This is a genomic window from Psychrobacter sp. M17(2026), assembly GCF_055699815.1.
Map to the genome: position 1 here is coordinate 506,284 of NZ_CM146741.1, position 26,603 is coordinate 532,886.

Here is a 26,603-nt window from a genome sequence, read left to right on the forward strand (position 1 = left end):
CGTTATGTCGCAGCGATTAGCGAGTTTATCTTCACAGCGCGGTGCTAGTGTTACTAGCGTCATTTTGATATTGATTGTAGTCGTTATCGCTGCAAAACTTATGATCGCTATTGTTCCTGCTCAAATTAGTGATTATCAAATGACGCAAATGTTAGGTGAGCAGCTAAAAGAAGCCAATAATAATAGAGAGACGCCTGCACAGTTCATGGCGCGAGTTGATCGGCAGCTCGCTATTAATGCCAGCTATGATACCAAGGCTGAAGAGACTTTTACGTTTACTAATGAAAAATTAGGACAATTGGCTATACGCAAGGACTATGATACAACCAATAATTTTTTTGCTAATGTAGACATTATTAATCATTTTGAAGGTGATATTGACTCTAAGTCTGTAGAGTAGTTGGCACAGAGTAGGGACAAGCATCAAAGCTTCTTTTTCACTATAATTCATTTAATAGGATAGTAATAGCCGCGCATGAAATCAGACCTACAACAGCATCATCCTGTAAACCATCCCCCTATTAATGCTGACTTCATAAAGCGTTTGGCAATATTAACGCGTCAATTAGGCTATGAGTTCAAGGATCTAAGCTTGCCCAAACTGGCGCTAACGCATCGCTCATTCGATAGCAAAAAGAACTATGAGCGCTTAGAGTTTTTGGGGGATGCGTTATTGGGTATGATCGTGGGCGAGGCTCTGTATTATCGATACCCCACTCAAAATGAAGGTCGATTAACGCGGATGCGTGCCACTTTGGTACGTCAAGAAACTCTAGTCATCATTGCGCAAAAGTTAGATTTATCCAATCACCTAATTTTGGGTATTGGCGAGCGTAAAGGCGGCGGACGCAATCGTGCCTCAATCCTAGCGGATGCTGTAGAGTCACTACTCGGTGCCATCTATTTAGATAGCCAAGATTTGACCATTACTAGGAATTGCGTTTTGTCTTGGTACGGCGACTTAATTAACAATGTAAGTGAGCAAAAAGTTCTCAAAGACGCCAAAAGCCGTTTGCAAGAATGGCTACAGTCAAAACAGTTCGACTTACCTCATTATGAACTAGTGGAAATCCAAGGCAATGCACCTTATCAGATCTTTGTGGTGCGCTGTCAAGTCAACATTATAGGCTGTCCTGATATTACTGAATCAGGTGAAAGCCGTCGAATCGCTGAACAAAAATCTGCTGAGCTGATGATTAATCAATTACATAAACTACCAAATTCTACCAAAAGATAGCGGTGACGGATAAGCTTAGGTTTACCTATACACCCTAATATAAGTAAAAATAAATATTAATAACCAGTAGTTTAATAAATTATTATTAAACCGCTGGTTATAAGCCTATGAGATGAACCTATGAGTAATAATACTGATCTACCATCAACTGAGAGCGCTGTTATTACTAACGCTGTCGTTGACGACAATAGCACAAGTCGACTTAAAGAAGCTGGCTTGAAGAGCACAATGACCGATACTGATGTAGCGGACGTTAATGGTAGCGAAGCTGCTGCTGCCAACGTCATAGATACTAATGGCACTGATAATACCGCAAACGATAGTGCTATTGAAGAGTTTTTTGCCACAACTAATACGGCTCAAAGCGCTGATAAGCGTCAAGATAAAACTATTAATAGTGATAGCTTTAAGACAGGATATGTCGCGATTGTTGGTCGCCCTAATGTGGGTAAGTCAACACTGATGAATCATATGCTAGGTCAAAAGCTCTCTATCACCTCACGCAAACCGCAAACCACCCGCCATCGTATTCATGGCATTCTATCGAACCATGAGATGCAGGCGGTGTTTGTTGATACGCCAGGTATTCACCGTAACGAAGTACGAGCTATTAATGAGCGCATGAATAAGGCGGCAACCTCAGCCCTAGTCGATGTTGATCTAGTGCTATTTGTGGTGGACTCAGATCAGTGGCGCGATGATGACTTACTGGTATTACAAAAGCTTGGTGACACTAATCTTACCGTTGTATTGGTTATTAATAAAGCAGATACCTTAAAAGACAAAGGCACCTTATTACCTTTGATTGAGACCTTTAGTGATAGCTTTGATTTTGCTGATATCGTACCTGTTTCTGCTCTTAGAAATCAAAACCTTGATCGTTTGCAGGAAGTCATTGCCTCGCATTTACCTATTGCTGATCCTATCTATGACACCGAACAAATCACTGATCGCTCAGAGCGTTTCTTAGCCAGTGAGATTATTCGCGAAAAGATTATGCGCAGCGCAGGGGACGAAGTGCCTTATGATTTGACCGTACAAATCGACGGCTTTAAAGATGAGCCTGCGCATACTGACCCAAAAACAGGGCGTCCGCGTAAAGCTTGTACCTTTATTGATGCCACTATCTATGTCGAGCGTAATGGCCAAAAAGCCATTATTATTGGTGACAAAGGTCAACGTATCAAGCAAGTAGGTATTGATGCACGCAAAGATATAGAACAGCTGCTTGATAAAAAAATTATGCTAACGCTATGGGTCAAAGTCAAACGAGGCTGGTCTGATGACGAGCGTGCGCTGACTAGCTTAGGGTATTGAGCAGATTTCAACACGGCCTAAGCTGATGCACTGAGTAGTGTAGCTTATTGATAGCTAAGTTTTGCTGAGATAAATAATAGAATAAATAAGGGGGTCAAGCCATGCGTAATGAAGCGTTAAATGGTTACTTATTGCATCAGCGCCCTTATCAAGAAAAACGTGCGTTATATTATTTATTTTCAGAGCACTTAGGTATTGTGCATGGCATAGGCAAAAAAGGCGCGCCGTTGTTTGAGCCGTTGCAACTATTTGCAACGGGTAAGCGCGACCTAAAAACCTTTAGCCAAATTACTATTAGCCCTATCGAGACCAGTCAGCTAGATAAGGGTCTAAGCAGCGATATTTCAAACAACAGTGTTTCAAAAAAAACTCAAGCGATCAATAGCACGCCTCAAGTATTGATTCCTCAGCCGCAGCGCTATCAGCAGATTACGGGTCAACAGCAATATGCGGCTCTCTACTTGAACGAGATATTACTAAAACTCCTGCCCGTAGAAGATCCAGTCCCTGTATTATGGCATCACTACCAGCATAGCCTGTTAACCCTTAAACAGTCGCTAAGTGCTGATGAACTACGTCTATGCTTACGTCAATTTGAACAGAATTTGTTTCAAGAGCTAGGTTTTGCTTTGAATTTAACTCAAGATAGTATGCTAGATAATATCGAGGCTGATAGCGATTATAGGTTTTTACCAGATATAGGCTTAGTGCCTATTATTCAGCACCCTAATATCCAACATAATGATATCCAAAATACGGATCAAGTAGAAAATACTAATTTGCAAGCAGTATTCAAGGGTAGTGAAATTCTTGCGATGGAGCATTCTGGTATTACTATAGAGACGCTTAATTCTTGGTCAAGACTCTATAAACATCTTATTGATCATCTTGTAGACTATCAACCTCTACAAAGTCGATTATTATGGCAGCAGCAACAGCGCTATCAATAATTTTTTTTAGGCTTAGAACAAGTGCACTGCTTTAACTATACTAGCGTTAGTAGATATCCGTATTTTAATAATGCTTTAATTGCAGTCAGTAGGGTGGCTGCTATTTGGTTTGTACCTAATAATACCAATATTATTAAAAGAGACTTGATATTTATTAGTGTTATAGCTTGTGTTTGGGCAGTACTTAATATGACCAAAGTGCCCACGAGGCGTACCTGTATTGCCAAAAAACTTAATGTGATGACGTCCAGCAGAAGCACGTAAATGCAGTGTGGCATACTTAGGATCTAGTCGTTGCACAGTCAGCAATAAATCAACCCCTGCATCAAAACTTTTATTATCGTTGTTGTCTGCGAACAACAACAAGGCTGAGTTGCTATTCTTATTGCAGGTACTATTATCATCAGAGAGGCAGACTATCAAATTTTGACGATGAATCAAGCTCTCGGCTTTAGCGATAGATAAGGTGTTTGAAATATCATAGCGAATGCGTTTGGCTTCTGTGGCTGCCAGCTGAGTCAGCACATAGGGTGTAGCGACAGTAATAATAATAGCTATGATAGCTATCGTTATAATCAACTCTATTAAAGTAAAAGCTTTTTGTTGTTTTAACTTAAGCGAACAGCTAACGCCATGATGATTTGTAATCAAGATATCGATACCAACGCCAGTATTAGTAAATTTATGATAGCGATATGCCGAAGTAGCAGCAGGGGGCTGAGTTAACTGATTCATCGTTGTCTCCCACTTGTAAGCCTATCTGATATATCATTTACTATTGATTGATCCCTAAAACTGTAATTATCAATACTTGTAACTATCAATACATACTCTAAATAAAAATATATTTGATAATATGAATATATACCTAATATAGTTCAAATGTCAAAAAATGTTTCATTTAGTGAGTAAAAGTTTTTATAATAGAGAAAAAAAACTACATGTATTAAAATGCAGTAAGTAATCAAAAACATAGTAAAATTTTTGTTACGAATGAGATGGTACATATTCGGAAAAATCTTTATTTGTGTTTGTTATCAGTAATATACAGCTGCTATTGTGTTTTTCTTACAACACAATAGTGTAATAATGTGTAGCTCCTTGACGAAAAAAGTTGTAAAGTGTATTGATTGTCGCTAAGCTACTCCGTAATTAGTTTTGTTATGTAGTAATGTGCTTAAAAAGCCTTTTTAAAGATTGGCTTAGCTTGCATATTAATTAAATTATCCTTTGGGGGAAGTCCATGAAATTGAATAAAATTGCTTTAGCACTGTTCGCTGTAACAGCTGCTCCACTAGCGGCTAACGCTGGTGTTACTATCAGTCCAGTATTGTTAGGCTATCATTACAGCGAAGGCGCTGAAGATGAGCAAAGTGATCAACTCGGTTATTACAAAGAAGATGGTTTGTATACTGGTGCGGCACTAGGTATCGAGCTTACTCCTTCTACTCAGTTTCAAGTAGAGTACGGTGTAGCAAACAATGATGCTACTCGTAGAGACGGTGTAGAGGGTTTTGATGGCGAACAAGAAATGATCTCTGGTAACTTCTTGATCGGTACTGAGCAGTTCACTGGCTATACAGACAGCTCATTCAAGCCATACGTTTTAGTTGGTGCTGGTCGCTCAAAACTTGAGTTTGAAAACAGTGCTGGTAATCAAGTATCAGAAAGTACTGATACTATCGGTAACCTAGGTCTAGGTGCTATGTATCGTATCAATGACGCTTTAAGCCTACGTGGTGAAGCTCGTGCGATTCACAACTTTGATGAAAACTGGTGGGAAGGTATGGCTCTAGCTGGTCTAGAAGTCGTACTTGGTGGTCATTTAGCCCCTACAGTAGCAGTTCCACCACAATTAGAACCTACTTTAGTACCAGTAGTACCAGTAGTAGAGACTCCAGTAGTCGTTGTTACTCCTGATGTTGATTCTGATGGTGATGGCGTATTTGATAGCGTTGATCAGTGCCCAGGCACACCAATGAACTTGGTAGTTGATGCTCGTGGTTGCCCAGTAGACGTAGTCGTTAGCGATGAGCTAAAAATGGAATTACGTGTATTCTTTGATAACGATAAATCAAACATCAAAGCACAGTATCAGTCAGAAATCGCTAAAGTTGCTGAAAAAATGCGTGAATATCCAAACTCTGGCGCACGTGTAGAAGGTCATGCTTCTAAAACTGGCCCATCAGCACGTTATAACCAACGTCTATCTGAAGCTCGCGCTGTAGCGGTTAAGTCTATGTTGACTAATGAGTTCGGTATTGCACCAAACCGTGTATCAACTGTTGGCTATGGCTATGATGTACCAATCGCTTCAAATGACACTGAAGAAGGTCGTGCTATGAACCGTCGTGTTTATGCCATCATCACTGGTGACAAATCTATGACTGTTGAGCAAACTAAAGATATGGTAATCAATTAAGATTATTCTTACTGAAAGCTATTATTAATAGTTAAGCGTTAAAAGAAAAAGTCACCTATAGGGTGGCTTTTTTGTTGCCTGTTTTTATTATTCATACATTGAGATGACTTGTAAATACTTATAAAAACAAGTTAAATTATAAATTTGACAATGAATAATGTTATACTAGCCGCCCAAACACTTTGTGCATTGACATAGTGTCTACTGATATCACATTTTATTAAGACAAAACGAGCATTTCATATGGCGAACGACATCAAACATTTGCGTAATATTGCAATTATTGCCCACGTTGATCACGGTAAAACTACTTTGGTTGATAAACTATTACATCAGTCAGGCACCTTTGGTGATCGAGCCAATATCGCCGAACGCGCGATGGATTCTGGTGACATTGAGCAAGAACGTGGTATTACCATCTTGGCTAAAAATACAGCTATCAAATGGACAGATAAGTCTGACGACACTGAATATCGTATCAATATTGTAGATACTCCAGGTCACGCCGATTTTGGTGGTGAAGTTGAGCGCGTTATGTCTATGGTTGATTGCGTACTTTTAGTCGTTGACGCTGTTGATGGCCCTATGCCTCAAACTAGATTCGTCACTCAAAAAGCGTTTGAGCAGGGCTTGAAACCTATCTTAGTTATTAACAAAATCGATCGTCCTGGTGCACGTCCTGACTGGGTAATGGATCAAATTTTTGATTTGTTCGATAATTTGGGCGCTACAGATGAGCAGTTAGATTTTCCAATTGTTTATGCTTCAGCATTGAATGGTATTGCTGGTTTAGAAGCAGATGATCTTGCTGACGACATGACTCCTTTGTTTAAGACTATTGTTGATGTGGTTCAACCACCACAAGTTGATGCAGACGCACCGTTCCGTATGCAGATATCTAGCCTTGATTACAATAGCTTCGTTGGTGTTATCGGTATCGGCCGTGTTCAACGCGGTAGAATTAAGACTAATACGCCAGTAACGATCATCGATAAACAAGGTGAGACTCGTAATGGTCGTATTTTAAAAATCATGGGCTATCATGGTCTTGATCGCATCGAAGTAGAAGATGCTCAAGCGGGTGATATTATTTGTATTACTGGTATCGATGCGTTGAATATCTCAGATACTATTTGTGATCCAAGCAATGTTGAAGCGCTAAAGCCGTTAACCGTTGATGAACCTACTGTATCAATGAACTTTCAGGTGAACAACTCACCATTTGCAGGCCGCGAAGGTAAATTTGTGACCTCACGTAATATTCGTGAGCGCCTAGAACGTGAGTTGATTCATAACGTAGCATTGCGTGTGCAAGATACAGAATCTCCTGATAAGTTTAAGGTATCAGGTCGTGGTGAGCTACATTTGTCAGTATTGATTGAAAATATGCGCCGTGAAGGTTTTGAGATGGGCGTATCAGGTCCAGAAGTTATCGTAAAAGAAGTTGATGGCAAGCTACAAGAGCCTTACGAAAATGTAGTCTTCGATATTGAAGATCAGCATCAAGGTAGCATCATGGAGCAGGTCGGTCTTCGCAAAGGCGAGATGACCAATATGGAGCTCGATGGTAAAGGTCGTATGCGTATTGAAGCAACCGTTCCTGCTCGTGGTCTGATTGGCTTTCGCTCTGAATTTTTGACGCTGACTTCAGGTTCGGGCATCATGACGTCAAGCTTCTCACATTATGGACCACAGAAGATCGGTGATGTAGGTGGTCGTACTAATGGTGTATTAGTATCAATGGCTAAAGGGGTTTGCTTAGGTTTTGCTCTATTTAACCTACAAAAACGCGGTAAGCTCTTTGCTGAGCCTCAGCTTGAAGTATATGAGGGTATGATTGTGGGGCAAAATTCACGCAGTGATGATATGGCTGTGAACCCAACAACTGCTAAGCAATTAACTAACGTCCGTGCTAGTGGTACTGATGAAGCATTGACTCTAACGCCCGCTATTAAGTTTACGCTTGAGCAAGCGCTTGAATATATTCAAGATGATGAGTTAGTTGAAGTCACGCCAAAAGCGATTCGTTTGCGTAAGCGTTACTTGACTGAGAGTGAGCGCAAGCGTCATGGTCGCAAAAAAGGCGCTTAATCGCTACATTTGATTGAGTTCTAACCACAAAAAGGCTAACGCTATGTTAGCCTTTTTTATGTCTGTTGATATTTTCACGCTTGATTGCTTATAGTGTTGGGAATTTAGAGCACTGCGTTTAGATAGGGATATAAATTAATTTACCTTATATCCTTCTAAAATCGCGTGCTGTCAGTTTTATAATGGCACAGCTACCAAAATTTCATATAATGAGTGTTTACAATAACGAGTATATGAAATGAGCATGATAGATGAGTTTAAAGAGTTTGCTTTAAAAGGCAACGTGATGGACTTGGCAGTGGGTGTCATTATCGGTGGCGCTTTTGCTACGATTACCACGTCATTAGTAGAAGATATTATTATGCCAATTGTGGCGATGATATTCGGTGGTGAGCTAAACTTCACTAATATGTTTGTTGTATTAGGAGACATACCAGAGGGCATGGTGAGAAACTACGCCAGCTTAAAGGCTGCTGGTATCCCAGTACTGGCTTACGGTAACTTTATCACCGTGCTCATTAATTTTATCATCTTAGCGTTTATTATCTTTATGATGGTCAAGTCTGTCAATCGCTTACGCCGACAGCAACCAGCCGTACCCGATGCCATAGCTGAAGAAATCGTCTTGCTGCGTGAAATTAGTGACAAGCTTGGTAAAAATCAGCTAACTAAATAAAACATTTTCATTATGAACCAGGTATAAAAAAAGCTGATTTAATAAATCAGCTTTTTGCTTTAAAACGCTTATCATCAGCAATTATTACTGGCAATAGCTATTGTGGATTTACTACCACATAGTCATTAGTATTGATAAAAATCTCTGAGGGCTGATCGACCACAATACGTACTACGTTATCGTTGACTACTTGCGACTTATAATAGTTATCCTCAGCAACGGTGCACCCTAAGCAGCGTGACATGGCATCCCAAGGCTCTACGAATAGCTTTTGTTGTGCCTGATCTGCGTTACCTCCTATTAATGAAAAAGGCAAGCTGACTACATATGCTGCAGTGCCAGCAATAGCCGTCACCAGTTGCAACGGCTTGCCAACAACTGTGTCCGCTACCATAGTGCCATAAGAGGGACCAAAGTCGCTCTCATCAATTTCTATGGCAGCGCTAGCAGGCTGTATTATAGCCATGACGCAACTGACACTAATAATAGTGGTGAGAAGGTTACGCTTAATAGAGCGCAGGCTAACGTTAGTAGTCATGACAATATTCCAAGGCTTATTAAAAAAAGTAGCAAAAAACGGGTTTAGAATCTGTTGAACAGATTTTAATAGTATCTTCTATTAAAGCAAGATGAGCGCTGATAAGCAATATAAATAACATCACTACGATGACGTTACCAGTATTTAACCGGTATTTAAATAGTATTCCGCTATTAGGAAATTTATAACGGCTGACATAGTGGGCAGTAAACGCTAGCTCTACCGTTAATTTTAAGGTTCTCAAGCTCAGATTTACAGCTTGGACAACACTCGCCCTGCTTACCATAGACATTTAAGGTTTGTTGAAAATAGCCTGTCTGGCCGCTAGCAACGGTAAAGTCACGTAAGGTTGAGCCGCCAAGCTCAATGGCTTTGCTTAGAATTGCCTTAACATGATCAACTAATATAACGATTTGCTTATAATTTAATTGATGAGCTGGCGTCGCTGGATGGATACCTGCCAAATAAAGACTCTCAGTGGCATAAATATTACCGACGCCAACCACCACCTGCTGCTCCATAATGACTGACTTGATCGCTCGGGCAATAGGACGTTTGGCTATCTTTTTATCTTGCATTTTATTGGTAGAGGTATCGGAAATAGCTTCACTCTTTAAGGGCTGAATATTATCGGCTGTACGTTGTATCAAGTGATACAAATAATCAGCATCAAACTTACTTGATAAAGGCTCAGGCCCTAGATGATCCAGTAATTTAGCACTATAGTCGGCATGCCATAGCACGGCGCCAAAACGTCTTGGATCATGGTAATGCAACTGAGTTTGTTTGCCTGTGCTATCGTTAAAAGTGATAATAAGATGGTCATGTTTGCGCTTATCGGTATCGATAGGATATTGTTGCAGACTTCCTGACATTCCCAAATGCATTATCAACTGACGCTGTAATGATACAGTATTTTGCTCAATTGGCTCGCTTTCTTTAATGGCACCGTCTTTTTTACCAGTAAGCTGTGTAGTAGGTAAAAAAGTTAGGATTAAATACTTAGCACGGCGCTCAACGCTATATAAAGCATAACCAACCAGTTCTGACAAATCGTCAGGCATTTGCCAGCGCAGTTTTGGCTGGAATACTTGTACTTTATTGACTTGCTGTCCTAATATAGGCGCAAGACTGGCTTTAGTGGTTTCAACTTCGGGTAGCTCAGGCATAATCTTAAAGCTTTATAATAGTAAAATTTAATATTGTATAGATAGAAGTAAACGGTTGATATAATAATGTCTAGCTTATGAGCTTATTAAACCACAGCACGGCGCGCATGCAGAATGCCAGGTTGCTGCTCAAGCTTCGCCAATAACTTAGATAAATGCGCCAATCCTGAAACTTCAATATGAAACTTTAAAAAGGCAATATTATCATCAGTACTCGAGGTTTGTACTTGGCGAATATTGACGTTCTCTTTATCGATTACTTGAGTCAAATCTCGCAATAGACCGCGCCGATCATAAGCTTCTACATGGATATCGACAGGCTGATAGCGACCAGACTTTGACTTCCAAGCGGCACTAATCTCGCGCTCTGGGTCACGCTCAATTAAGCGTACATATTCAGCACAGCCGCGATTATGAATGCTCACACCACGCGATAGAGTAATATAGCCTGATATCGGCTCACCATGCACAGGGTGACAACAGCCTGCCAAATTAATCTCTATATTATCCAGCCCGTCGATACAGATTTTATAAGCGTCAAGCTTGCCAGTAGCCTTGGGATCAACACTCGGCGTATAGTCATCAATCTCCTTTTCAGGCTCTAAATGCAGCTGTCGAGAGATATGATTGGTGAGTTGATTAATCCCAATCTCACCTGTGACCAGACCGACGACAATATCTTCAGTGCTATTGACATTAAAAAACTGCAAGTAGTCATTTAGATCGATACTGTTAGGGTGTACCGACAAGCGCTCCAACTCACGGCCAAGCATCTGTCGTCCAATCTCGATATTTTTATCGCGATCTTGTTTATTAAACCATTGGCGTAGCTTTGAGCGGGCTCTATTGGTATGAATATAGCCTAGGGATGCCACCAGCCAGTCCCGATTAGGCTCGCGTGAAGATTTGGTGATGATCTCTACTTGTTCGCCCGTTTTGAGCTGGTAGGTCAGTGGCACGTAGCGCTGGTTCACCCGTGCCGCTTGCGCGCTATTGCCCACCTGTGTATGCACGTAATAGGCAAAATCAAGTACTGTTGCACCCTTTGGCAGCTCAGTAATATCGCCATCACGACTGAAGATATAAATTCGCTCAAGCTCATCAAAGTCAACGGTTTGTTCTTCTTCATCAAGCTCTAATATATCGCTGTTATCAAGGTCATTACCACTGGCTAAAGCAGTACGAGTTTGATTATTAATAGATAGCAGTTGACGCAATGAGCTGATGCGTTGATTGAGATAGTTATCTTTTTTATTTTTCAAGCCCTCTTTATAGTTGACATGAGCACACATACCGAGCTCAGCCTCAAAATGCATTGTATGAGTACGTATTTGCACCTCAAGCGACTTTTTTTCAGCGATAACAGCGGTATGTAGTGAGCGGTAACCATTGGCTTTAGGGTTAGTAATATAATCATCGAACTGCTCAGGAATATAACGCCATAGACCATGTACTAACCCTAATGCGTGATAGCACTCTGAAGGATCGTCCACTAATACGCGTAGCGCCCTAATATCGTAAAGCTGATCAAAAGATAGACCTTTTAGCTTCATCTTGCGATAGATAGAATAAATATGTTTAACACGTCCAGAGACTTCAGCGACAATGTCAGCAGCCGCCAAAGCTGTACTCAGCTGATGCTCGACGCGCTGAATATAGTCCTCACGCTCGCTACGCTTTTCTGATAGTAATTTGGCTATTTCCTTATAGCGATCAGGAGCCAAGTGGCGAAAGGCTAAATCCTCTAGTTCCCATTTGAGTTGTGCAATACCCAAGCGATGAGCAAGGGGCGCATAAATCGTCATCACTTCACGGGCTACGCGCTGCTGGCGCTCTTCATTAGAAAACGACAGCTCACGCATGGCAAAGGTACGATCAGCCATCTTGATCAATACCACACGGACATCGTTAGTGACAGATATAAGCATGCTATAAATATTTGATAACTGATCACGTTGATTATTGGCAAAGTGATCCTCTAAGCGCTTATTGCTCTCTATAATAGCGGACAACTTACCCATAGCCAAAGCGTCTTTGACCAAGTTGCTTATATCAGTGCCAAAGTTTTTTTGGATATCGGCTAAGCTAATGAGCGACTCACGAGCGCTACGATAGATCATAGCGGCGACTAGCGCATCTTCGTCTTGATACAGATATGTCAAAATGTCAGTCATACCGATACCTGTGACATAAGCACCAGAGCGCTCAGATTCACTAGTGTTCATACGATTGCGAATAAATTCACAAGCGATTGTCAAGTTAGGAACCGACTCTTGTCCAATGCGTCTAGCCACATTATCCAGCCACATCGGCACATCAATATTGGCATGATCTAAGTCAATATCTTCGAAAATATCTGTAGGCGAGGCTAGGTTATCTAGATTATTATTGACATATTTCTCGTTAAGTTTAGGGTTATGACTATGATAAGCATGACGCTCTGAGCGATCAAAAGTAGTATGCAACTTATGAGTGGTCAGTTGCTTTTTGATATCTAGTGGGATTTGGGCATAACTATTGGCGGACTTGTGAGAACGTTGACTGGCAACCAGCTGCGCTGCTAGTGAGGCGCTATCAGTCTCAGTGGTTTGCCCATCCATTAATGGCAATCCCTCACGGATCTTTACCATAGTTGACTCCTATTAACTATTTATCGCTATATAAACCCAACAACTCGCAAAGTGTTTATCAATATTGTATTTACCAAAACTATTAGTATCAAGATATACAGTTTAATTTAATAATTCTTATCTCTAACATTATGTCATCTCATAATCTCAGTACAAGCAAGGATCTGTAATAATTGGCGTTATAATAGTAACTTCAAAAATATTAATAAACATTAGTCATTTTTTGATGGCGCTCTATTATAATCTTTAACAGTATTTCGAAATCGTCCAACAGCCCTGATAATTCTTAATACCTAACAGCACTAAAACAGCTACACTTTATTACTGTTGTGAGTTTTACAGACAATAGGAATCTATTACCTGTAAAATTCACTTTAATTAGCAAGTAGCTGGCTTTTTATGCTCATGATTAGATTGAAGATATGGCTTAGAACACAGATTATCTATTTTCTGCTATTTTTGAGCTTATACTTTTTCAAAGCGAGCTATAGACTCCACATGGCCCGTATGACAGAACATATCCATAACCCCTGCATGCGTTAAGCGATAGCCTTGCTCAAGTAGAGCTTTAGTATCGCGGGCTAGGGTTGCTGGATTACAAGAGACATAAACAATGCGCTGGGCATTAAATTTTGGTAGATACTGCATAATATCCCAAGCACCAGAGCGCGGCGGATCAATTAATAGCGCATCAAAGCCTTGATTAGCCCATGGCTTATCTGTGCAATCTTGCGTTAAATCTTGGCTATAAAATTCAGTATTGTGAATGCCATTACGGCGGGCATTGTCAGCCGCTCTCAGCGTCATCGCTTCGCTACCTTCAACCCCAATAACTTTTCCTGTTGCGCCAACTAACCGCGCCAATGGCAAACTAAAGTTACCTAGTCCACTGAATAAATCTAGAACTCGCTCACCTGGCTTTAGGTCTAATAAGTCACAAGCCAACTTGGTCATTTGTCGATTTACCGATAAATTGACTTGGGTGAAGTCAGTTGGGATAAATTCAAAGGTTAAGTCGTACTCTGGCAGCTGATAATATAGACGACCAAATTGTTGGCTCATATCGTCATTAGGCTGTAGAGCAATGCGCTCAATACTATCGACACCTTTTGATTGTAGATACAACTGCCAATGACGCGCGGCAAAAAAGACTTTGAGTTTATCTAAGTCAGCATCAGATAAAGGTTCTAAGTTACGCACAATCAATGCCACAGGCTGATCGCCATCGGGCAACTCTGGGATATATTCACCCATCGCCAGCTCAAGTTGAGCGATTTTATCACGAGCATCGAGCGTGCTAATTAATGCTTTTAGGTTTTCAATCTCAAAACCTATGCGCGGATCTAAAATATGACACTCGTTAAGCGCTGCCAAAAAGTTACTTGAACGCTCACGAAAGCCAACTAACGCTGTCTGCTTCTTGGCGACATAACGGACACCCAGTCGAGCCTTAGTGCGATAGCCGAGACGATCACCGACTACAGGAGTAAGCCAAGTCTCAGGTGCGATATTGGCTTGATGTAACAACATCTCAGCGAGCACTGACTGCTTAAAGCTGATTTGCGCCTCTGGTTGCCAATGCTGTAAGTTACAGCCGCCACAAATGCCAAAGTGTGGGCAAGGCGGTGTGGTGCGTTCGGGGTTGGGGTCGGCCATGATTTTTATCGCATCGCCTTCTTCAAAGCTGGCACGGCTATTGGTAATTTTTACTTCGACGCTCTCACCTGGTAGTGCAAAGCTAACAAATACTTTTTTACCGTGTTTGTCCTCAGCATGACCATCATCAATACCAAAGCCGTCACCATAATTTGCCACCCCTCGACCATCATGAGATAGCTTGTCAATTTTGAAGGGTAGTGGCTCAGCATCCTTGAGGCGACGGCGTACTTTAGATGAAGGTTTTGACTTTTTCTTACTAGGTGCTACGGTAATTTGGCTACTATTGGTTTGCGCAATAGCATCAGTCGTTGCGTTAATAGTCACGTTAGAGTCTGAGTCGGTGGGTTGCATAAACCTGCCTATAAAATGAATAATATAAAGGAATTAAAATGAGTGCAATTTTAACATATAAAGCTAGTAACGTATGAGTTGCTATCAACTAAAAAATGGCAACCATAGTAAGCATAGTTGCCATTGAAATGTCGGCTATAGTTTTATCTGCACTTACAGCGCTGGTTTTGATGACCAATCCGCTAAAAAGTCTTGATGACGGACATTACCATCGGCTTGGGTAAAGCTCTTTAGATAATCTATACTTTGCTGTTGCCAATGATCAAACGAAGGTGAGGATAACTTACCAGTCAGACGCAGCCAGCGCAGATAGATCAGCCAAGTATTCATCACATCAGATTCACAATATATCGATAGCGTTTGCCAATCATCATCGGCAACCAAGGCACCGACCATACTACCATCGACATCCGTTTTGCCAGGTAAGCCATAGAGGCTAGCGACGACATCCATCGCCTCACGGCGACTGGCACCGTATTGGCTAAACCTATCCATTAGATCAAGATGACGAGTCTGAAAACGATTGACATAATTATCAAAACGCATGTTTTTTATACGCTCGCCTTCTTCAAATAGCCATGGCGCGGCTAAATCATACTGCATAGCCCGATAAATCAGCACAGGAATATCAAAACCTGAACCGTTCCAGCTGACCAATTGTGGTAGTTTTTCGACATCACTAAAGGCACGGAAAAATTTAGCTAGAATTTCTTTCTCACTAAATTTATCAGCCGTTAAAGAAAACAGCGAAAACTGACCGTCTTTGATGTAGAGTGCTGAGATACAGACGATACGCTGTAGTGGCAAACGCATGAAGTCATGGCCTGCCTCTTGCGTACGAATAGCAGTCAAAGCACTTAACGTATCGGCATCATTGAGCTTGGCCAATTGCGGATAAATACGCCGCGCGCCATCAATATCGGCAATGGTTTCTATATCAAAAACTAAAATAGGATTAGTAGGTAGTGCATGGGGCATAAGTAGCTCTCATTATGATGACTGAAACACTTTTAACTTTTCAACAGACCCTATTGTCTAGCTGACATTGTCGTCATCGATATTATAAAGCCCTGTCGATAGATAACGATCACCACGATCACAGACAATAAAGGCAATAACCGCGTCAGGGTTAGCTTTAGCAATCTCAATAGCTGCCCAAGTCGCTGCGCCTGAGGAGACTCCTGCAAAGATACCTTCAGACTTTGCCAGTTTACGCATATAGACCTCTGCAATAGTTTGATCAATATCCATGGTCTCATCGACTAAATCTGCCTCAAAAATGCCAGGCATATAAGCGGCAGGCCAGCGACGAATGCCCGCGATAGAAGCCTCTTCATCGGGCTGTAGACCAATAATCTGCACCGCTGGGTTTTGCTCTTTAAGATATCGCGAGACCCCAGTGATAGTACCTGTGGTGCCCATAGAGCTGATGAAGTGAGTGATTTTACCGCCCGTTTGTTGCCACAGTTCAGGACCTGTGGTGAGATAATGCGCTTGACTGTTATCAGGGTTATTGAACTGATCGAGCACGATACCTTTGCCGTCCGCCTGCATCTGTAGTGCCATATCGCGCGCCACTTCCATACCTTCATCAACTTCAATCAGAGTTGCACCATAAGCTAGCATGGCATCTTTACGCTCTTGAGTGGAGTTGGTTGGCATCAGCAGTATTATTGGATAGCCACGCATCGCGGCAACCATCGCCAAAGCAATACCCGTATTACCACTAGTCGCTTCAATCAAAGTATCACCAGGGGCGATATCACCGCGCTGCTCGGCCTGATAGATCATATTAAAAGCAGGGCGATCTTTGACTGATCCTGCGGGATTATTGCCTTCAAGCTTAGCTAACAGCTGCGCGCCATTAGTGATGCTTTCCTGCTCAGGTAGACGATGTAGCTTGACTAAAGGTGTCTGACCAATAACGTCGGCAAGGCTTGTAGTTTGGGTGATAAAGTTAGTGTCTGATATAGCCGTAGACGACATAAGGCATCCTTAATTATTATAAAATAGCGAATATTAAAAGATAAGTAGCAAATACGAGCTCAAGGTTATAGAGCTTAAGCTTGTAGAGCCTAAAACATAAAGATTTATTATATCATCTTGTTTTTGGCTGCGCCCAGCTCTACAGCAACGATTCGTAAACGTACTGAGTGACATGTATTGAGATATATAATACTTATTCGACACCCTCCAGCACCAGCTTACTGGTAAAATAACTCCAGCGTCCACTCTCTAACGCCAATAGCATCATTGTGAATAAGGATTCAGCTTAGCATGGCATATAAAAAACGTTTTGATACCAGTAGTGCTTATGGTCAACTGATTATATTGGTGTTTGTGCCGATATGTCTGCTGGCAGCGGTAGGCGGTATCTTGGTATTTTATGAGACTATGCGCGCCAGTAATTCTGAGCAAAAGGCTTTGGCAGAGGCGGTATTGATACGTTATAAGCCGATGGTAATAGAGCTGATACCGACGCTACTTGAGCAAGAAAGTCGTCAGTCAGTCGACAATACTCAAAACGTTCAAAAAATGATCAATGCTATTGAATCAGCAAAAAGAGCGGCGCTTGAGTCTAGTATTACTGTTAATCAACAGCCAAGCCTATTAGCACCTGTTAAGCAAAGTAGCTTTTCTAAGTCTCCTATACTCTCAGAGAAAAATTTAGAGGTAATTGACTCGCCATCGCTACAATCAAGTATTACAAGCGCTGCTTCTGGGAGCGATAATGAGGCAGCGACTCAAGGCGCGATGACTACTTTAGTTACCATTCGCGATAAACTTAGCCGAATGCAGTCTGAGCAGCATATTCAGCGTATCGCGATCATTAATGAAAATAATCAGGTGCTAGCAACGGTCGGTTTTGGCGTTGATGAGAGCTGGCCTATCATAGATACTACGCAAGGGTTTTTATCCAAACAGCCGACGCCTATCGGTAGTGCTTATGGCAGTATATTAGGCGAGTTTGACGGTCAGCGCCTATGGCTGTTGATCGACATGGATAATGAGCCGCTATATATCGCTCGCTACCGTATCGCTATGGCGCTCGCGATTACTGGCTTGTTTACTATTTTGATTTTGTTGCTCAGCCTTAATATATATGCCAAACGCTGGATTGCCCCTATTTATGAGCTGCGCTTGCAGCTACAGCGTACCCATGTTGATAATTTATACAAGCCTATCCCTGTTGAGTCTAATGGTGAGCTGAATCTATTACAACAAGATCTCGTCAAAACCCTTCGCCGCTTGCACTCAAGCTTTCAAGAGCTTCAAAATCACGCTGAGCAGACCGAAGATGACTTGCGCTTAGCTTTTGATGAAATGGAGATGCAGAACATCTCTATTCGTAATGCACGCGATGCCGCAATCTCAACCAGTCAAGCCAAATCAGCATTCTTAGCCAATATCAGTCATGAGCTACGTACACCTTTGAACAGTATCGATGGCTTTATTAATTTGCTGGCGCGTCATGGTGAGCTGAGCTCCGAGCAAGACTTATACGTCCAAACCATCCGTAAATCTTCAGCGCATCTATTAGCGCTCGTCAATGATGTGTTAGATTTTTCCAAAATTGAAGCGGGGAAACTGCTCCTTGATCGTCATGAGTTCGATCTATATGACACTATTTATGATGTGGTCGATATGCTCTCACCAGTTTCTGCCGAGAAGGGTTTGCGTACCGCAGTATTATTTTACAACGATGTGCCCATGCGAATTAATGGTGATGCATTACGTCTCAAACAAATTCTGACCAATATCGTCGGTAACGCAATCAAGTTCACAGATAGTGGTGGCGTGGTGGTAAGAGTAAGCTTAGATGACCATCAGGATAATTACCTGATGATAAGCGTACAAGATAGCGGTAAAGGTATCTCGCTTGCCGATCAAAAAATGCTATTTCAAAGCTTTAGTCAGGGCGACCCTTCGATTACTCGGCAGTATGGCGGTACGGGTCTAGGGTTAGTCATCTCCAAGCAGTTAACCCGATTGATGGGCGGTGACATAGGTTTTTATGATAACGCCCAAGAGAATATCGCTAAGCAGGGCGCGACGTTTTGGTTTCGGATGCCAGCTCATATCGAGGTATCGACTGCAATAACAGGCCAGGCAATTGCGCTACCTATCCTGCAATCCTTAGCGGGCGCAAAAGATGAGTTCCATGTATTGGTTTGGATCAACCATAATGCCTCTAGACAAGTGCTCAAAGCCAGCTTGCAAAATCTGCCTATCAAGCTGACTCAAGCCAATTCATTACCGGGGGTGCTCGAATCACTAAAAGAGCATGGCAACCATTGGGATTGGGTCATCGTCGATAATGATACCCAAGATGACATGATGGCGCTACTCAAACAGATTCGCTTGCATTATCAAGGAAAATTGGCCGTATTTGGCTATCAAGTCGCCGCCGATCAAGCTCTGTTGAACCGCTATCACGCCAATATATTGTACGAGCCACTCGATAAACGCCAGCTTTATGCGATGCTAGATACTCAGAAAAAGACAGTATCTGTCAAAGAGCAGCTGCCTATATGGCAAGGTGTCACAGTGCTAGCGGTGGATGACCACCTGCCGAATCTACTCGTATTAGATGCGCTACTAAGTGAGCTGGGTATCACTGTAATCACTGCCAGTAGTGGTTTTGAAGCGATTGAAATCATCACTCAGCAGCAAAGTAAAAGAGAGAAGAGCGCAAAATCCCAGTCTCAATTACAACCTAAGCCACAAAGCTTATCCAACAAAACGCAAATAGCCAAAGCCGAAACGCGTGCCAAAGTGAATAAAGACAAGCTAAATACGCAAGCAATTGATACAGAAGATAAAGCGCAGATTAAGCTAATATTTATGGATATCCAAATGCCACGTATGTCAGGTCGCGCAGCAGCCGAGCAAATCCGCAAAATAGAGCATGCTGATGACCATGTTCCTATCATCGCTTTGACAGCGCACGGGCTCGCTGATGAACGTGACAAGCTCCTTGCCAGTGGTATTGATGATTACGTAGGCAAGCCTATTAGTCAGCCGCAGTTGCTACAAGTGCTGCAAAAGTGGCTGGGTCGTGCTGATAATACACCTTCGACAATAATAAGTGCTGCTGATATCGCACCACCTGCTCAAGCACTTGAGCACAGCTTAGCTATAGATAGTGATACTAATAGTGATTCTAGGGATGACGATACTTATGCCAATAGGAGTGGGCTCAGTAGAAGGATTGTCGATAAAAAAAGTAGCGATACCAGCATGGCAACGAGTGCCAAGGATACGGTGATACAGGCTAATAAAAGAATGGTGCGGCCACTATCATTAAAAAAAATACGTGATGACTATTTAAAAAGCAACTTAAAAGACAATCATCTAAAAGATAGCCAGTCTAACAATAGTCAGTTGTATGACAATCAAGACCATTCGTTAGACATGCAAATAGTGGAAAATCAGGAACCACTATTACAAAATATTGATTCAATAGATGGGCTAGAAGATGAAGTAATAGCTAATACCTTAGATAGTACAGAAGCAGGACTAGAGAACCAATTAGATATTTTGAATTGGGATGATGCATTAATCCGTGCCGCCAATAAACCTGATCTTGCGGCTAAACTGATTATTATGATGCTTGATACTATCGCTGATGAAAAAGAGGCTTTATCGCAAGCATGGCAGATGCGTGATCGTCAGGAGCTGGCACAAATTGCGCATCGTATTTTAGGTGCTAGTCGTTATACAGGTGTGCCACAGCTACGTCAGACCAGCCAAGACTTAGAGGATAAGTGCTTGCTTAATTTACAACATACGACACCCGCTCAGTTTGCCATGCTAAAACCCTATTATGAAGCGTTACTACAAGCGCTGATAACTCTGCAAACCTTAGATTTATCTTCTTATGAACAGCTGAATTATCACCGATTAAATGAGAATGATATGAATTGGAAAATGATTTAGTGTCTATAATTGATAACTGGTACCAAAATCATTTTTGGAAGTTGAATGCAGGGTCAGTTATTGCTAGGACTGATGAGCCGACTGCCTGTTATGATTGACGACAGTTTTTGTAGCACTTTGAAAGTGTTGTTAATCATTTATTATAAAGCTAAGGATTACTATGCACGCAGTCGCCTCTTATGAATATCGGACTCTACAAGTCGCTGTAAGCGCAAACATCTTGACGGTTACCCTAAATCGTCCGCACAAAAAAAACGCTATGAGCTTTGAAGTCGTCAAAGAGCTTATCGCGGTAGCTGGACATATCAGCAAAGATAAAACCTTACGCGCCGTTATCCTCAATGGCGTTGGAGGCACTTTTTGTGCAGGAATAGATTTGGGTGATTTGAATAATCCATCGAACCAAGCTTACGCGTTATGGGAGCTTATAAAACCTTGGCAAAGCTCGTTTCAGCGCGTGTGCCTAGTCTGGCGTGAGCTACCCATTCCTGTCATTGCCGTACTAGAAGGGCATTGTATTGGCGCAGGGATGCAGCTGGCGCTGGCTTGTGATATCCGTATCAGTCATCCTGATTGTCAGCTGTCTATTATGGAGGCTAAGTGGGGACTGGTGCCCGATATGGGGTTGACTCAATCGGCATTGGGCGTCGTACCTGCCGATGTATTAAAAGAATTGGCAATGACGGCACGTATGCTTGATGGGGAGCAAGCTTGTGCGTTAGGATTAGTCAGCCATTGTCATGATACGCCACTGATTCAAGCGCAAGCCTTAGCGCAAGAATTAGTGCAGCGCTCACCTGATGCGGTATTAGCTAGTAAACGTATCGTCAACGCTATGTACCAGCAGTCAGCACTGACGCTCTATAGAGAGAAGGTATGGCAGATGAAGCTGATGCTAGGGCGCAATCGCAAGCTGGCGCTTAAAAAAGCCAAAATCGCTACAACTGAATTTACTAAGCGTCAATTTCGCTAATTGAAAATGCTGTCACAAGCTCTTAAAACAGATTCTTAAAATAGGTTTTAGAACTTATCATTGTTGAGTCATTGTTTCTTTAATATCTCAAGCCTATTGAAATAACGATAGACAGTACGATATAACAGAGTCTAGTTGTTTATGCGCAAAACTTACTGGTTTGCGCCCAAATAATATTCTTATATTAAACGGTTCTGTTATGTCTGCTCCAAAATCTAATCTATCTTCCCAAACGGCTACACCAACCAGAGTACGTTCAGCAGAGCTGCCTGTTGCTTGGATTATGATGCTCGGGCTAATTGTCGCCGTTGGACCCTTATCCATTGATATGTACTTACCTGCACTTCCTGCAATGGCGGATAGCTTTGGGGTTTCAACCGCTTTTATGGCGAACTCAGTGCCTGCCTACTTTATCGGCCTTGTATTTGGTCAGCTGTTTTATGGCCCGTTTAGTGATCGCGTAGGCCGCGTTAAGCCGTTATATTTTGGCATGACTTTATATATCATCGCCTCGATAGTATGCGCCACTACCAATAACGAATATGTGCTATTTGCAGGGCGTACATTGCAAGCATTAGGAGCTTGTGTTGGTGCGGTCGTGACTCGAGCAGCGATTCGCGATCGTCTAACCGCTCGGCAAACCGCTAAAGCCTTTTCTATTATGATTTTGGTAATGGGTTTAGCGCCGATACTTGCGCCCTCGCTTGGCGCGCTGTTTTTACGTTTCTTTGATTGGCATTCTATCTTTTGGTTCTTAGCCGCTTTTGGCGCCCTTAATCTATTACTGACTAAGTTTTTTTTCTTTGAAACCTTAACAGAAGAAAATCGCAATATTCGCCCTGCCAAAGAAGTATTGAGCCAATACTGGGATCTACTTAAAGACCCAACCTTTAATTATCCTGCGATCGGTGGCGGTTTATTGATGGGTGCGATGTTCGTTTATATTAGCGCCGCCTCTGAGCTGATCATGGATACCTATGGCATATCAGCGACCCATTTTGGCTGGATATTTGGTCTAAATGCGGCGGGATTTGTTGGTTTGACTCAACTTAATCAATGGCTGACCAACCGTTTTCGCATTCTTAGTATTTTGCGTTTTGGTGCAATGATGCAGGTTATCTCTGCTGGGGCACTTTTTACCATTGGGCTTATCTTTGGGGTAGATGCTTGGCTACCCGTAGTATTAGCCTGTATTTTCTTCTGTATTGCAGGTCTTGGCCTTACTCAGCCGAATGCATCGGCTATTGCACTAGCTTTTCAAAAGCGTCGAGCGGGTATGGCAAGCGCCTTGCAAGGCTCACTGATGTTCTCAGTAGGTATATTTGGTGGGCTGTTGTTGAATATATTCCCAGTGAATCCCGTACTCAAGATTGGCACTGCGATGTTTGTCTTAATGAGCCTTGGCTGCTATCTGATCTGGCAGATTGATCGTAACTTAAATTTGGATGATGCTGAATAACTCAAATGATAATGAGTAAAATTAGCGCAAAAATGAATACTAAGCACAAAAGCTCAGCATCGAATAGCGGCTTACAAGCATGGTAATAAGGCTAGTAGTGCAAGCATGTTTTATGATAAAATACAGCGCAGCTAATTTTTAGCGCTATTACTTTGAGTTATTAGCATAAATAATGACTCATTTTTATAAACCAACCAATGACACACACATCATGGCAAAAAATTGCTGGGTGTTTGGCGACTTGATTAATTTGCAGCGGTACAGTCTGGCATAATTTATGCTCACACTGTCAGCAAATGCGTGTTGCTAGATAGGCAGTTTTTGTGATGTGGAGGCATAACCCAACCACTAGGATATTTATCATGGCTACAGAAAACCCAACCAAAATGCCAATGCGCGACTTATTACAAGCTGGCGCTCACTTTGGTCACCAAACTCGCTTTTGGAACCCAAAAATGGGTCCTTACATCTTTGGTGCGCGTAACAAAATTCACATCATTAACTTAGAGCACACTGTAAAAGCTTTTAACGAAGCGCTCAACTATGTAAACGGCTTAGCCGCTAAGAAAAACAAAGTATTATTTGTTGGTACTAAGCGCGCGGCAAGTGGCGTCATTCGTGAGCAAGCAGCTCGTGCTGGCATGCCATATGTTGACCATCGCTGGTTAGGTGGTATGTTGACTAACTGGAAAACACTACGCCAGTCGATCACTCGTCTAAAAGAGCTTGAAAAACAAGCAGAAGACGGCACCTTTGCTAAGCTTACCAAACGTGAAGCGCTAGAGCGTACTCGCGATATGGAAAAACTTGAACGCTCATTAGGCGGCATCAAGGATATGGGCGGTTTACCAGACGCAATCTTTGTTGTTGACGTTGATCACGAAGCTATCGCTATTAAAGAAGCCAAAAACCTTGGTATTCCAGTTATCGGTATCGTTGATACTAACTCAAACCCTGATAACGTTGATTATGTTATCCCAGCAAACGATGATGCTATCCGCGCAGTGACTTTATACGTAACGGCTATGGCTGATGCTATCATTGCAGGTAAAGAGTACGCACAGACTCAAGCTGGTAATAAAGCAGATCAAGCAGCTGAGCAAGAAGCACCTGCTACTGAAGAAGCACCAGCTCAAGTTGACACCTCAGCGGTAGAAACGCCAGTTGTAGCAGCACCAGAAGCAAAAGCTGAATAATATTTAGCGCCATAAAGGGATGCTTTGATAATTATTCACTGTCATCCCTATATTATTAATGATAAGTATAAAAGGCATGATGTAGTTTTACTCGTCATGCCTTGTTGCTGCTAAGCTTAAAAGAATTTGTAGTACCTCACACCAACTAATAAGGTATCTCTTATGACAGAAGTAAAAGTATCCGCCAAAATGGTAAAAGAATTGCGTGACCGTACTGGTCTTGGCATGATGGAATGTAAAAAAGCTTTGGAAGAGTCAAATGGCGATGTCGAAACGGCCATTGATAATCTACGTAAATCAGGTCAAGCGAAAGCCGCTAAAAAAGCAGGTAATATCGCAGCTGATGGCGCTATCATTATCGCTCAAGGCGACAAAAAAGCATTCTTAGTAGAAATTAATTGCCAAACTGACTTTGTAGCCAAAGACGATAGCTTTACCGCTTTTGCTGAGAAAGTAGCTAACATAGCGCTAGAGAATAACACTACTGATGTTGCGGCTATCTCTGCATTGGCTTATGGCGATGGTCAAAGCGTTGAAGAAGCTCGTGTATCTTTGGTACAAAAAATCGGTGAAAACATTCAGATCCGCCGTGTTGAAACTCTAGAAGGTGACAACATTGCTGCATACCGTCATGGTTTACGTATCGGTGTAGTCGTATCTTTTGAAGGCGGCAGTGCAGATACTGGCAAAAACCTTGCCATGCATATCGCAGCGTTCAACCCTGTAGCGGTAGATGATGAAGATGTCGCCGCTGACGTATTAGCGCGTGAAAAAGACATCATCGAAGCGAAAGCAAAAGAGTCTGGCAAGCCTGATAATATCGTTGAAAAAATGATCGAAGGTGGCTTGCGCAAATATCTAGACGAAGTGACTTTATTACGTCAGCCATACGTTATGGACAATGACAAAAAAGTCGGCGACGTACTAAAAGCTGAAGGCGTAAAAGTGCTTGGCTTTAAACGTTTAGAAGTTGGCGAAGGCATTGAGAAAAAGCAAGAAGATTTTGCTGCTGAAGTTGCTGCAACGCAAGCGTTAGCTAATAAGTAAGTTCGAATTTTGCATTAATTTTAGTCAATGAAAAGCCCGTTAGTTAATTAACGGGCTTTTTTTGTCTGTAAGATTTATTTCAAGTTAAAAGCGTTCTAGCGTAGCGCGTCGTAAGCTGAATTGATATAGCTGGCACTATTGCTATTATTACTAGTACCATAACTGATGTTTTGCATGCTGGCATTGTTGAAGCTGTTATTTGAGCTGGTATTGCTCGCGAATAGTCCAGAATCATTTTTATAGAGACTGTGGTAACGACTCATGACACTTTTGACGTAGTTGCGTGTTTCTTTAAAGGGAGGGATACCGTTGTATTTATCAACGTTACCTTCACCCGCATTGTAACCTGCAATAGCAAACTCAACATTATTATTAAAGCGTTTCATAAGCCAGGCGATGTATTTTGCAGAGCCTTCGATGTTTTCTGCTGGATTCCAAGCATTACTGACTTTAAATCGTCTAGCCGTAGCTGGCATAAGCTGCATTAATCCTTGGGCGCCAACGGGCGAACGGGCATTGGGATTGAACGCGGATTCAGTGTGCATCATCGCTTTCATAAGGGCAGGATCAACACCGTGACGTGCTGCTGAGGCAGTAATATAGCTATCATAGGCGTTGCGAGTACCACTCTTACTAGCAGCGCTACTACCGTAGTTATTGCTGCCATAGTTGCTGTTGCTATTAGTATCGTAGTCGTTGCTGCTTTTATAATAAGTCGTTTTAACTTTTTTATTAAACTGCTCAAAGCTGCCGCTCGGCTTACTAACGTTGGTGAGCAGCGCTTGTCCCGTTTTGCTTTTATAGATATACATCTCGCCTGCATGAGCGCTAGCACTCAAAGCAACTATTGCTATGCTGGCAGTTAATATTGATAACAAAGAGCGGCTAAATGAACGCTTAATTTTTGTCATAAAAAGTCACTTTTAATAAAATTATAAATATTGAACG

The 26,603-nt window shown here is 42.0% G+C and carries 20 protein-coding genes; 12 read left to right on the top strand and 8 right to left on the bottom strand.

From position 1 onward, the window contains the following. Positions 1-4: 4 nt before the first annotated feature. The 4 genes from ACR63T_RS02185 to recO all read left to right on the top strand — a co-directional run bounded on the left by ACR63T_RS02185 (position 5) and on the right by recO (position 3,504). Positions 5-400 carry a DUF4845 domain-containing protein gene (locus tag ACR63T_RS02185; protein WP_201571501.1) on the top strand — a complete coding sequence of 132 codons (396 nt, stop codon included), beginning with the start codon at positions 5-7 and terminating at the stop codon, positions 398-400. A gap of 75 nt (positions 401-475) precedes the next feature. Further along, positions 476-1,237: a ribonuclease III gene (gene rnc, locus ACR63T_RS02190; protein WP_201571502.1), complete on the top strand. Its 762-nt coding sequence runs from the start codon at positions 476-478 to the stop codon at positions 1,235-1,237. 120 nt (positions 1,238-1,357) lie between these two features. After that, positions 1,358-2,554 (top strand): GTPase Era, encoded by a 1,197-nt coding sequence (gene era / locus ACR63T_RS02195; protein WP_472784631.1) that lies wholly within the window; start codon positions 1,358-1,360, stop codon positions 2,552-2,554. A gap of 101 nt (positions 2,555-2,655) precedes the next feature. Then, on the top strand, positions 2,656-3,504 hold the full coding sequence (gene recO, locus ACR63T_RS02200; RefSeq protein ID WP_472784632.1) for a DNA repair protein RecO: 849 nt from the start codon (positions 2,656-2,658) through the stop codon (positions 3,502-3,504). A 75-nt stretch (positions 3,505-3,579) separates the two neighbouring features. On the opposite strand, the gene ACR63T_RS02205 is transcribed toward recO, so the two are convergent. After that, on the bottom strand, positions 3,580-4,239 hold the full coding sequence (locus ACR63T_RS02205) for a GspH/FimT family pseudopilin (protein ID WP_472784633.1): 660 nt from the start codon (positions 4,237-4,239) through the stop codon (positions 3,580-3,582). A gap of 508 nt (positions 4,240-4,747) precedes the next feature. Between ACR63T_RS02205 and ACR63T_RS02210 the strand changes: the two genes are divergently transcribed. The 3 genes from ACR63T_RS02210 to mscL all read left to right on the top strand — a co-directional run bounded on the left by ACR63T_RS02210 (position 4,748) and on the right by mscL (position 8,693). Beyond that, on the top strand, positions 4,748-5,926 hold the full coding sequence (locus ACR63T_RS02210) for an OmpA family protein (RefSeq protein WP_472784634.1): 1,179 nt from the start codon (positions 4,748-4,750) through the stop codon (positions 5,924-5,926). A gap of 243 nt (positions 5,927-6,169) precedes the next feature. Then, the gene (gene typA, locus ACR63T_RS02215; protein WP_305899548.1) at positions 6,170-8,017 is read left to right on the top strand and encodes a translational GTPase TypA; all 1,848 of its coding nucleotides are present in this window, start codon (positions 6,170-6,172) and stop codon (positions 8,015-8,017) included. A 238-nt stretch (positions 8,018-8,255) separates the two neighbouring features. Beyond that, entirely contained in the window at positions 8,256-8,693 is a 438-nt protein-coding gene (gene mscL, locus ACR63T_RS02220) for a large conductance mechanosensitive channel protein MscL (protein ID WP_201571518.1), read from the top strand. A 97-nt stretch (positions 8,694-8,790) separates the two neighbouring features. On the opposite strand, the gene ACR63T_RS02225 is transcribed toward mscL, so the two are convergent. From ACR63T_RS02225 to cysM, 6 genes are all read right to left on the bottom strand, one after another. Further along, entirely contained in the window at positions 8,791-9,231 is a 441-nt protein-coding gene (locus ACR63T_RS02225; protein ID WP_305899549.1) for a hypothetical protein, read from the bottom strand. A 182-nt stretch (positions 9,232-9,413) separates the two neighbouring features. Next, the gene (mutM, locus tag ACR63T_RS02230) at positions 9,414-10,400 is read right to left on the bottom strand and encodes a bifunctional DNA-formamidopyrimidine glycosylase/DNA-(apurinic or apyrimidinic site) lyase (protein ID WP_472784635.1); all 987 of its coding nucleotides are present in this window, start codon (positions 10,398-10,400) and stop codon (positions 9,414-9,416) included. Between the two features lie 86 nt (positions 10,401-10,486). Continuing rightward, positions 10,487-13,030: a RelA/SpoT family protein gene (locus tag ACR63T_RS02235; protein ID WP_305899551.1), complete on the bottom strand. Its 2,544-nt coding sequence runs from the start codon at positions 13,028-13,030 to the stop codon at positions 10,487-10,489. Positions 13,031-13,495: 465 nt separating this feature from the next. Continuing rightward, a complete protein-coding gene (rlmD, locus tag ACR63T_RS02240; protein ID WP_201571540.1) occupies positions 13,496-15,040 on the bottom strand; it encodes a 23S rRNA (uracil(1939)-C(5))-methyltransferase RlmD in 1,545 nt (514 codons plus the stop codon). A gap of 153 nt (positions 15,041-15,193) precedes the next feature. Further along, entirely contained in the window at positions 15,194-16,018 is an 825-nt protein-coding gene (locus ACR63T_RS02245; RefSeq protein ID WP_201571542.1) for a 3'-5' exonuclease, read from the bottom strand. Positions 16,019-16,075: 57 nt separating this feature from the next. Beyond that, a complete protein-coding gene (gene cysM, locus ACR63T_RS02250; protein ID WP_472784636.1) occupies positions 16,076-17,026 on the bottom strand; it encodes a cysteine synthase CysM in 951 nt (316 codons plus the stop codon). Between the two features lie 291 nt (positions 17,027-17,317). On the opposite strand from cysM, the gene ACR63T_RS02255 reads away from it, so the two are divergent. The 5 genes from ACR63T_RS02255 (at position 17,318) to tsf (ending at position 25,655) form a co-directional block, all read left to right on the top strand. Continuing rightward, positions 17,318-20,980 (top strand): ATP-binding protein, encoded by a 3,663-nt coding sequence (locus tag ACR63T_RS02255; RefSeq protein WP_472784637.1) that lies wholly within the window; start codon positions 17,318-17,320, stop codon positions 20,978-20,980. A gap of 160 nt (positions 20,981-21,140) precedes the next feature. Continuing rightward, entirely contained in the window at positions 21,141-21,953 is an 813-nt protein-coding gene (locus ACR63T_RS02260; protein WP_201571548.1) for a crotonase/enoyl-CoA hydratase family protein, read from the top strand. 199 nt (positions 21,954-22,152) lie between these two features. Further along, positions 22,153-23,412 carry a multidrug effflux MFS transporter gene (locus ACR63T_RS02265; protein ID WP_472784638.1) on the top strand — a complete coding sequence of 420 codons (1,260 nt, stop codon included), beginning with the start codon at positions 22,153-22,155 and terminating at the stop codon, positions 23,410-23,412. A 362-nt stretch (positions 23,413-23,774) separates the two neighbouring features. Continuing rightward, positions 23,775-24,608, top strand: coding sequence for a 30S ribosomal protein S2 (gene rpsB, locus ACR63T_RS02270; RefSeq protein WP_201571550.1), 834 nt, complete (start codon positions 23,775-23,777; stop codon positions 24,606-24,608). A gap of 162 nt (positions 24,609-24,770) precedes the next feature. Continuing rightward, the gene (tsf, locus tag ACR63T_RS02275; protein ID WP_305899555.1) at positions 24,771-25,655 is read left to right on the top strand and encodes a translation elongation factor Ts; all 885 of its coding nucleotides are present in this window, start codon (positions 24,771-24,773) and stop codon (positions 25,653-25,655) included. 95 nt (positions 25,656-25,750) lie between these two features. Here the strand turns inward: tsf and ACR63T_RS02280 are convergent, their stop codons facing one another. Then, positions 25,751-26,566, bottom strand: a complete 816-nt coding sequence (locus ACR63T_RS02280) for a lytic transglycosylase domain-containing protein (RefSeq protein WP_201571554.1) — start codon at positions 26,564-26,566, stop codon at positions 25,751-25,753. Between the last annotated feature and the right edge of the window lie 37 nt (positions 26,567-26,603).

What these genes read in the sequence shown, in the direction of transcription:
- ACR63T_RS02185 (WP_201571501.1), top strand. Translation starts at nt 5, where the DNA reads ATGTCGCAGCGATTAGCGAGTTTATCTTCACAGCGCGGTGCTAGTGTT.
- rnc (WP_201571502.1), top strand. Translation starts at nt 476, where the DNA reads ATGAAATCAGACCTACAACAGCATCATCCTGTAAACCATCCCCCTATT.
- era (WP_472784631.1), top strand. Translation starts at nt 1,358, where the DNA reads ATGAGTAATAATACTGATCTACCATCAACTGAGAGCGCTGTTATTACT.
- recO (WP_472784632.1), top strand. Translation starts at nt 2,656, where the DNA reads ATGCGTAATGAAGCGTTAAATGGTTACTTATTGCATCAGCGCCCTTAT.
- ACR63T_RS02205 (WP_472784633.1), bottom strand. Translation starts at nt 4,239, where the DNA reads ATGAATCAGTTAACTCAGCCCCCTGCTGCTACTTCGGCATATCGCTAT.
- ACR63T_RS02210 (WP_472784634.1), top strand. Translation starts at nt 4,748, where the DNA reads ATGAAATTGAATAAAATTGCTTTAGCACTGTTCGCTGTAACAGCTGCT.
- typA (WP_305899548.1), top strand. Translation starts at nt 6,170, where the DNA reads ATGGCGAACGACATCAAACATTTGCGTAATATTGCAATTATTGCCCAC.
- mscL (WP_201571518.1), top strand. Translation starts at nt 8,256, where the DNA reads ATGAGCATGATAGATGAGTTTAAAGAGTTTGCTTTAAAAGGCAACGTG.
- ACR63T_RS02225 (WP_305899549.1), bottom strand. Translation starts at nt 9,231, where the DNA reads ATGACTACTAACGTTAGCCTGCGCTCTATTAAGCGTAACCTTCTCACC.
- mutM (WP_472784635.1), bottom strand. Translation starts at nt 10,400, where the DNA reads ATGCCTGAGCTACCCGAAGTTGAAACCACTAAAGCCAGTCTTGCGCCT.
- ACR63T_RS02235 (WP_305899551.1), bottom strand. Translation starts at nt 13,030, where the DNA reads ATGGTAAAGATCCGTGAGGGATTGCCATTAATGGATGGGCAAACCACT.
- rlmD (WP_201571540.1), bottom strand. Translation starts at nt 15,040, where the DNA reads ATGCAACCCACCGACTCAGACTCTAACGTGACTATTAACGCAACGACT.
- ACR63T_RS02245 (WP_201571542.1), bottom strand. Translation starts at nt 16,018, where the DNA reads ATGCCCCATGCACTACCTACTAATCCTATTTTAGTTTTTGATATAGAA.
- cysM (WP_472784636.1), bottom strand. Translation starts at nt 17,026, where the DNA reads ATGTCGTCTACGGCTATATCAGACACTAACTTTATCACCCAAACTACA.
- ACR63T_RS02255 (WP_472784637.1), top strand. Translation starts at nt 17,318, where the DNA reads ATGGCATATAAAAAACGTTTTGATACCAGTAGTGCTTATGGTCAACTG.
- ACR63T_RS02260 (WP_201571548.1), top strand. Translation starts at nt 21,141, where the DNA reads ATGCACGCAGTCGCCTCTTATGAATATCGGACTCTACAAGTCGCTGTA.
- ACR63T_RS02265 (WP_472784638.1), top strand. Translation starts at nt 22,153, where the DNA reads ATGTCTGCTCCAAAATCTAATCTATCTTCCCAAACGGCTACACCAACC.
- rpsB (WP_201571550.1), top strand. Translation starts at nt 23,775, where the DNA reads ATGGCTACAGAAAACCCAACCAAAATGCCAATGCGCGACTTATTACAA.
- tsf (WP_305899555.1), top strand. Translation starts at nt 24,771, where the DNA reads ATGACAGAAGTAAAAGTATCCGCCAAAATGGTAAAAGAATTGCGTGAC.
- ACR63T_RS02280 (WP_201571554.1), bottom strand. Translation starts at nt 26,566, where the DNA reads ATGACAAAAATTAAGCGTTCATTTAGCCGCTCTTTGTTATCAATATTA.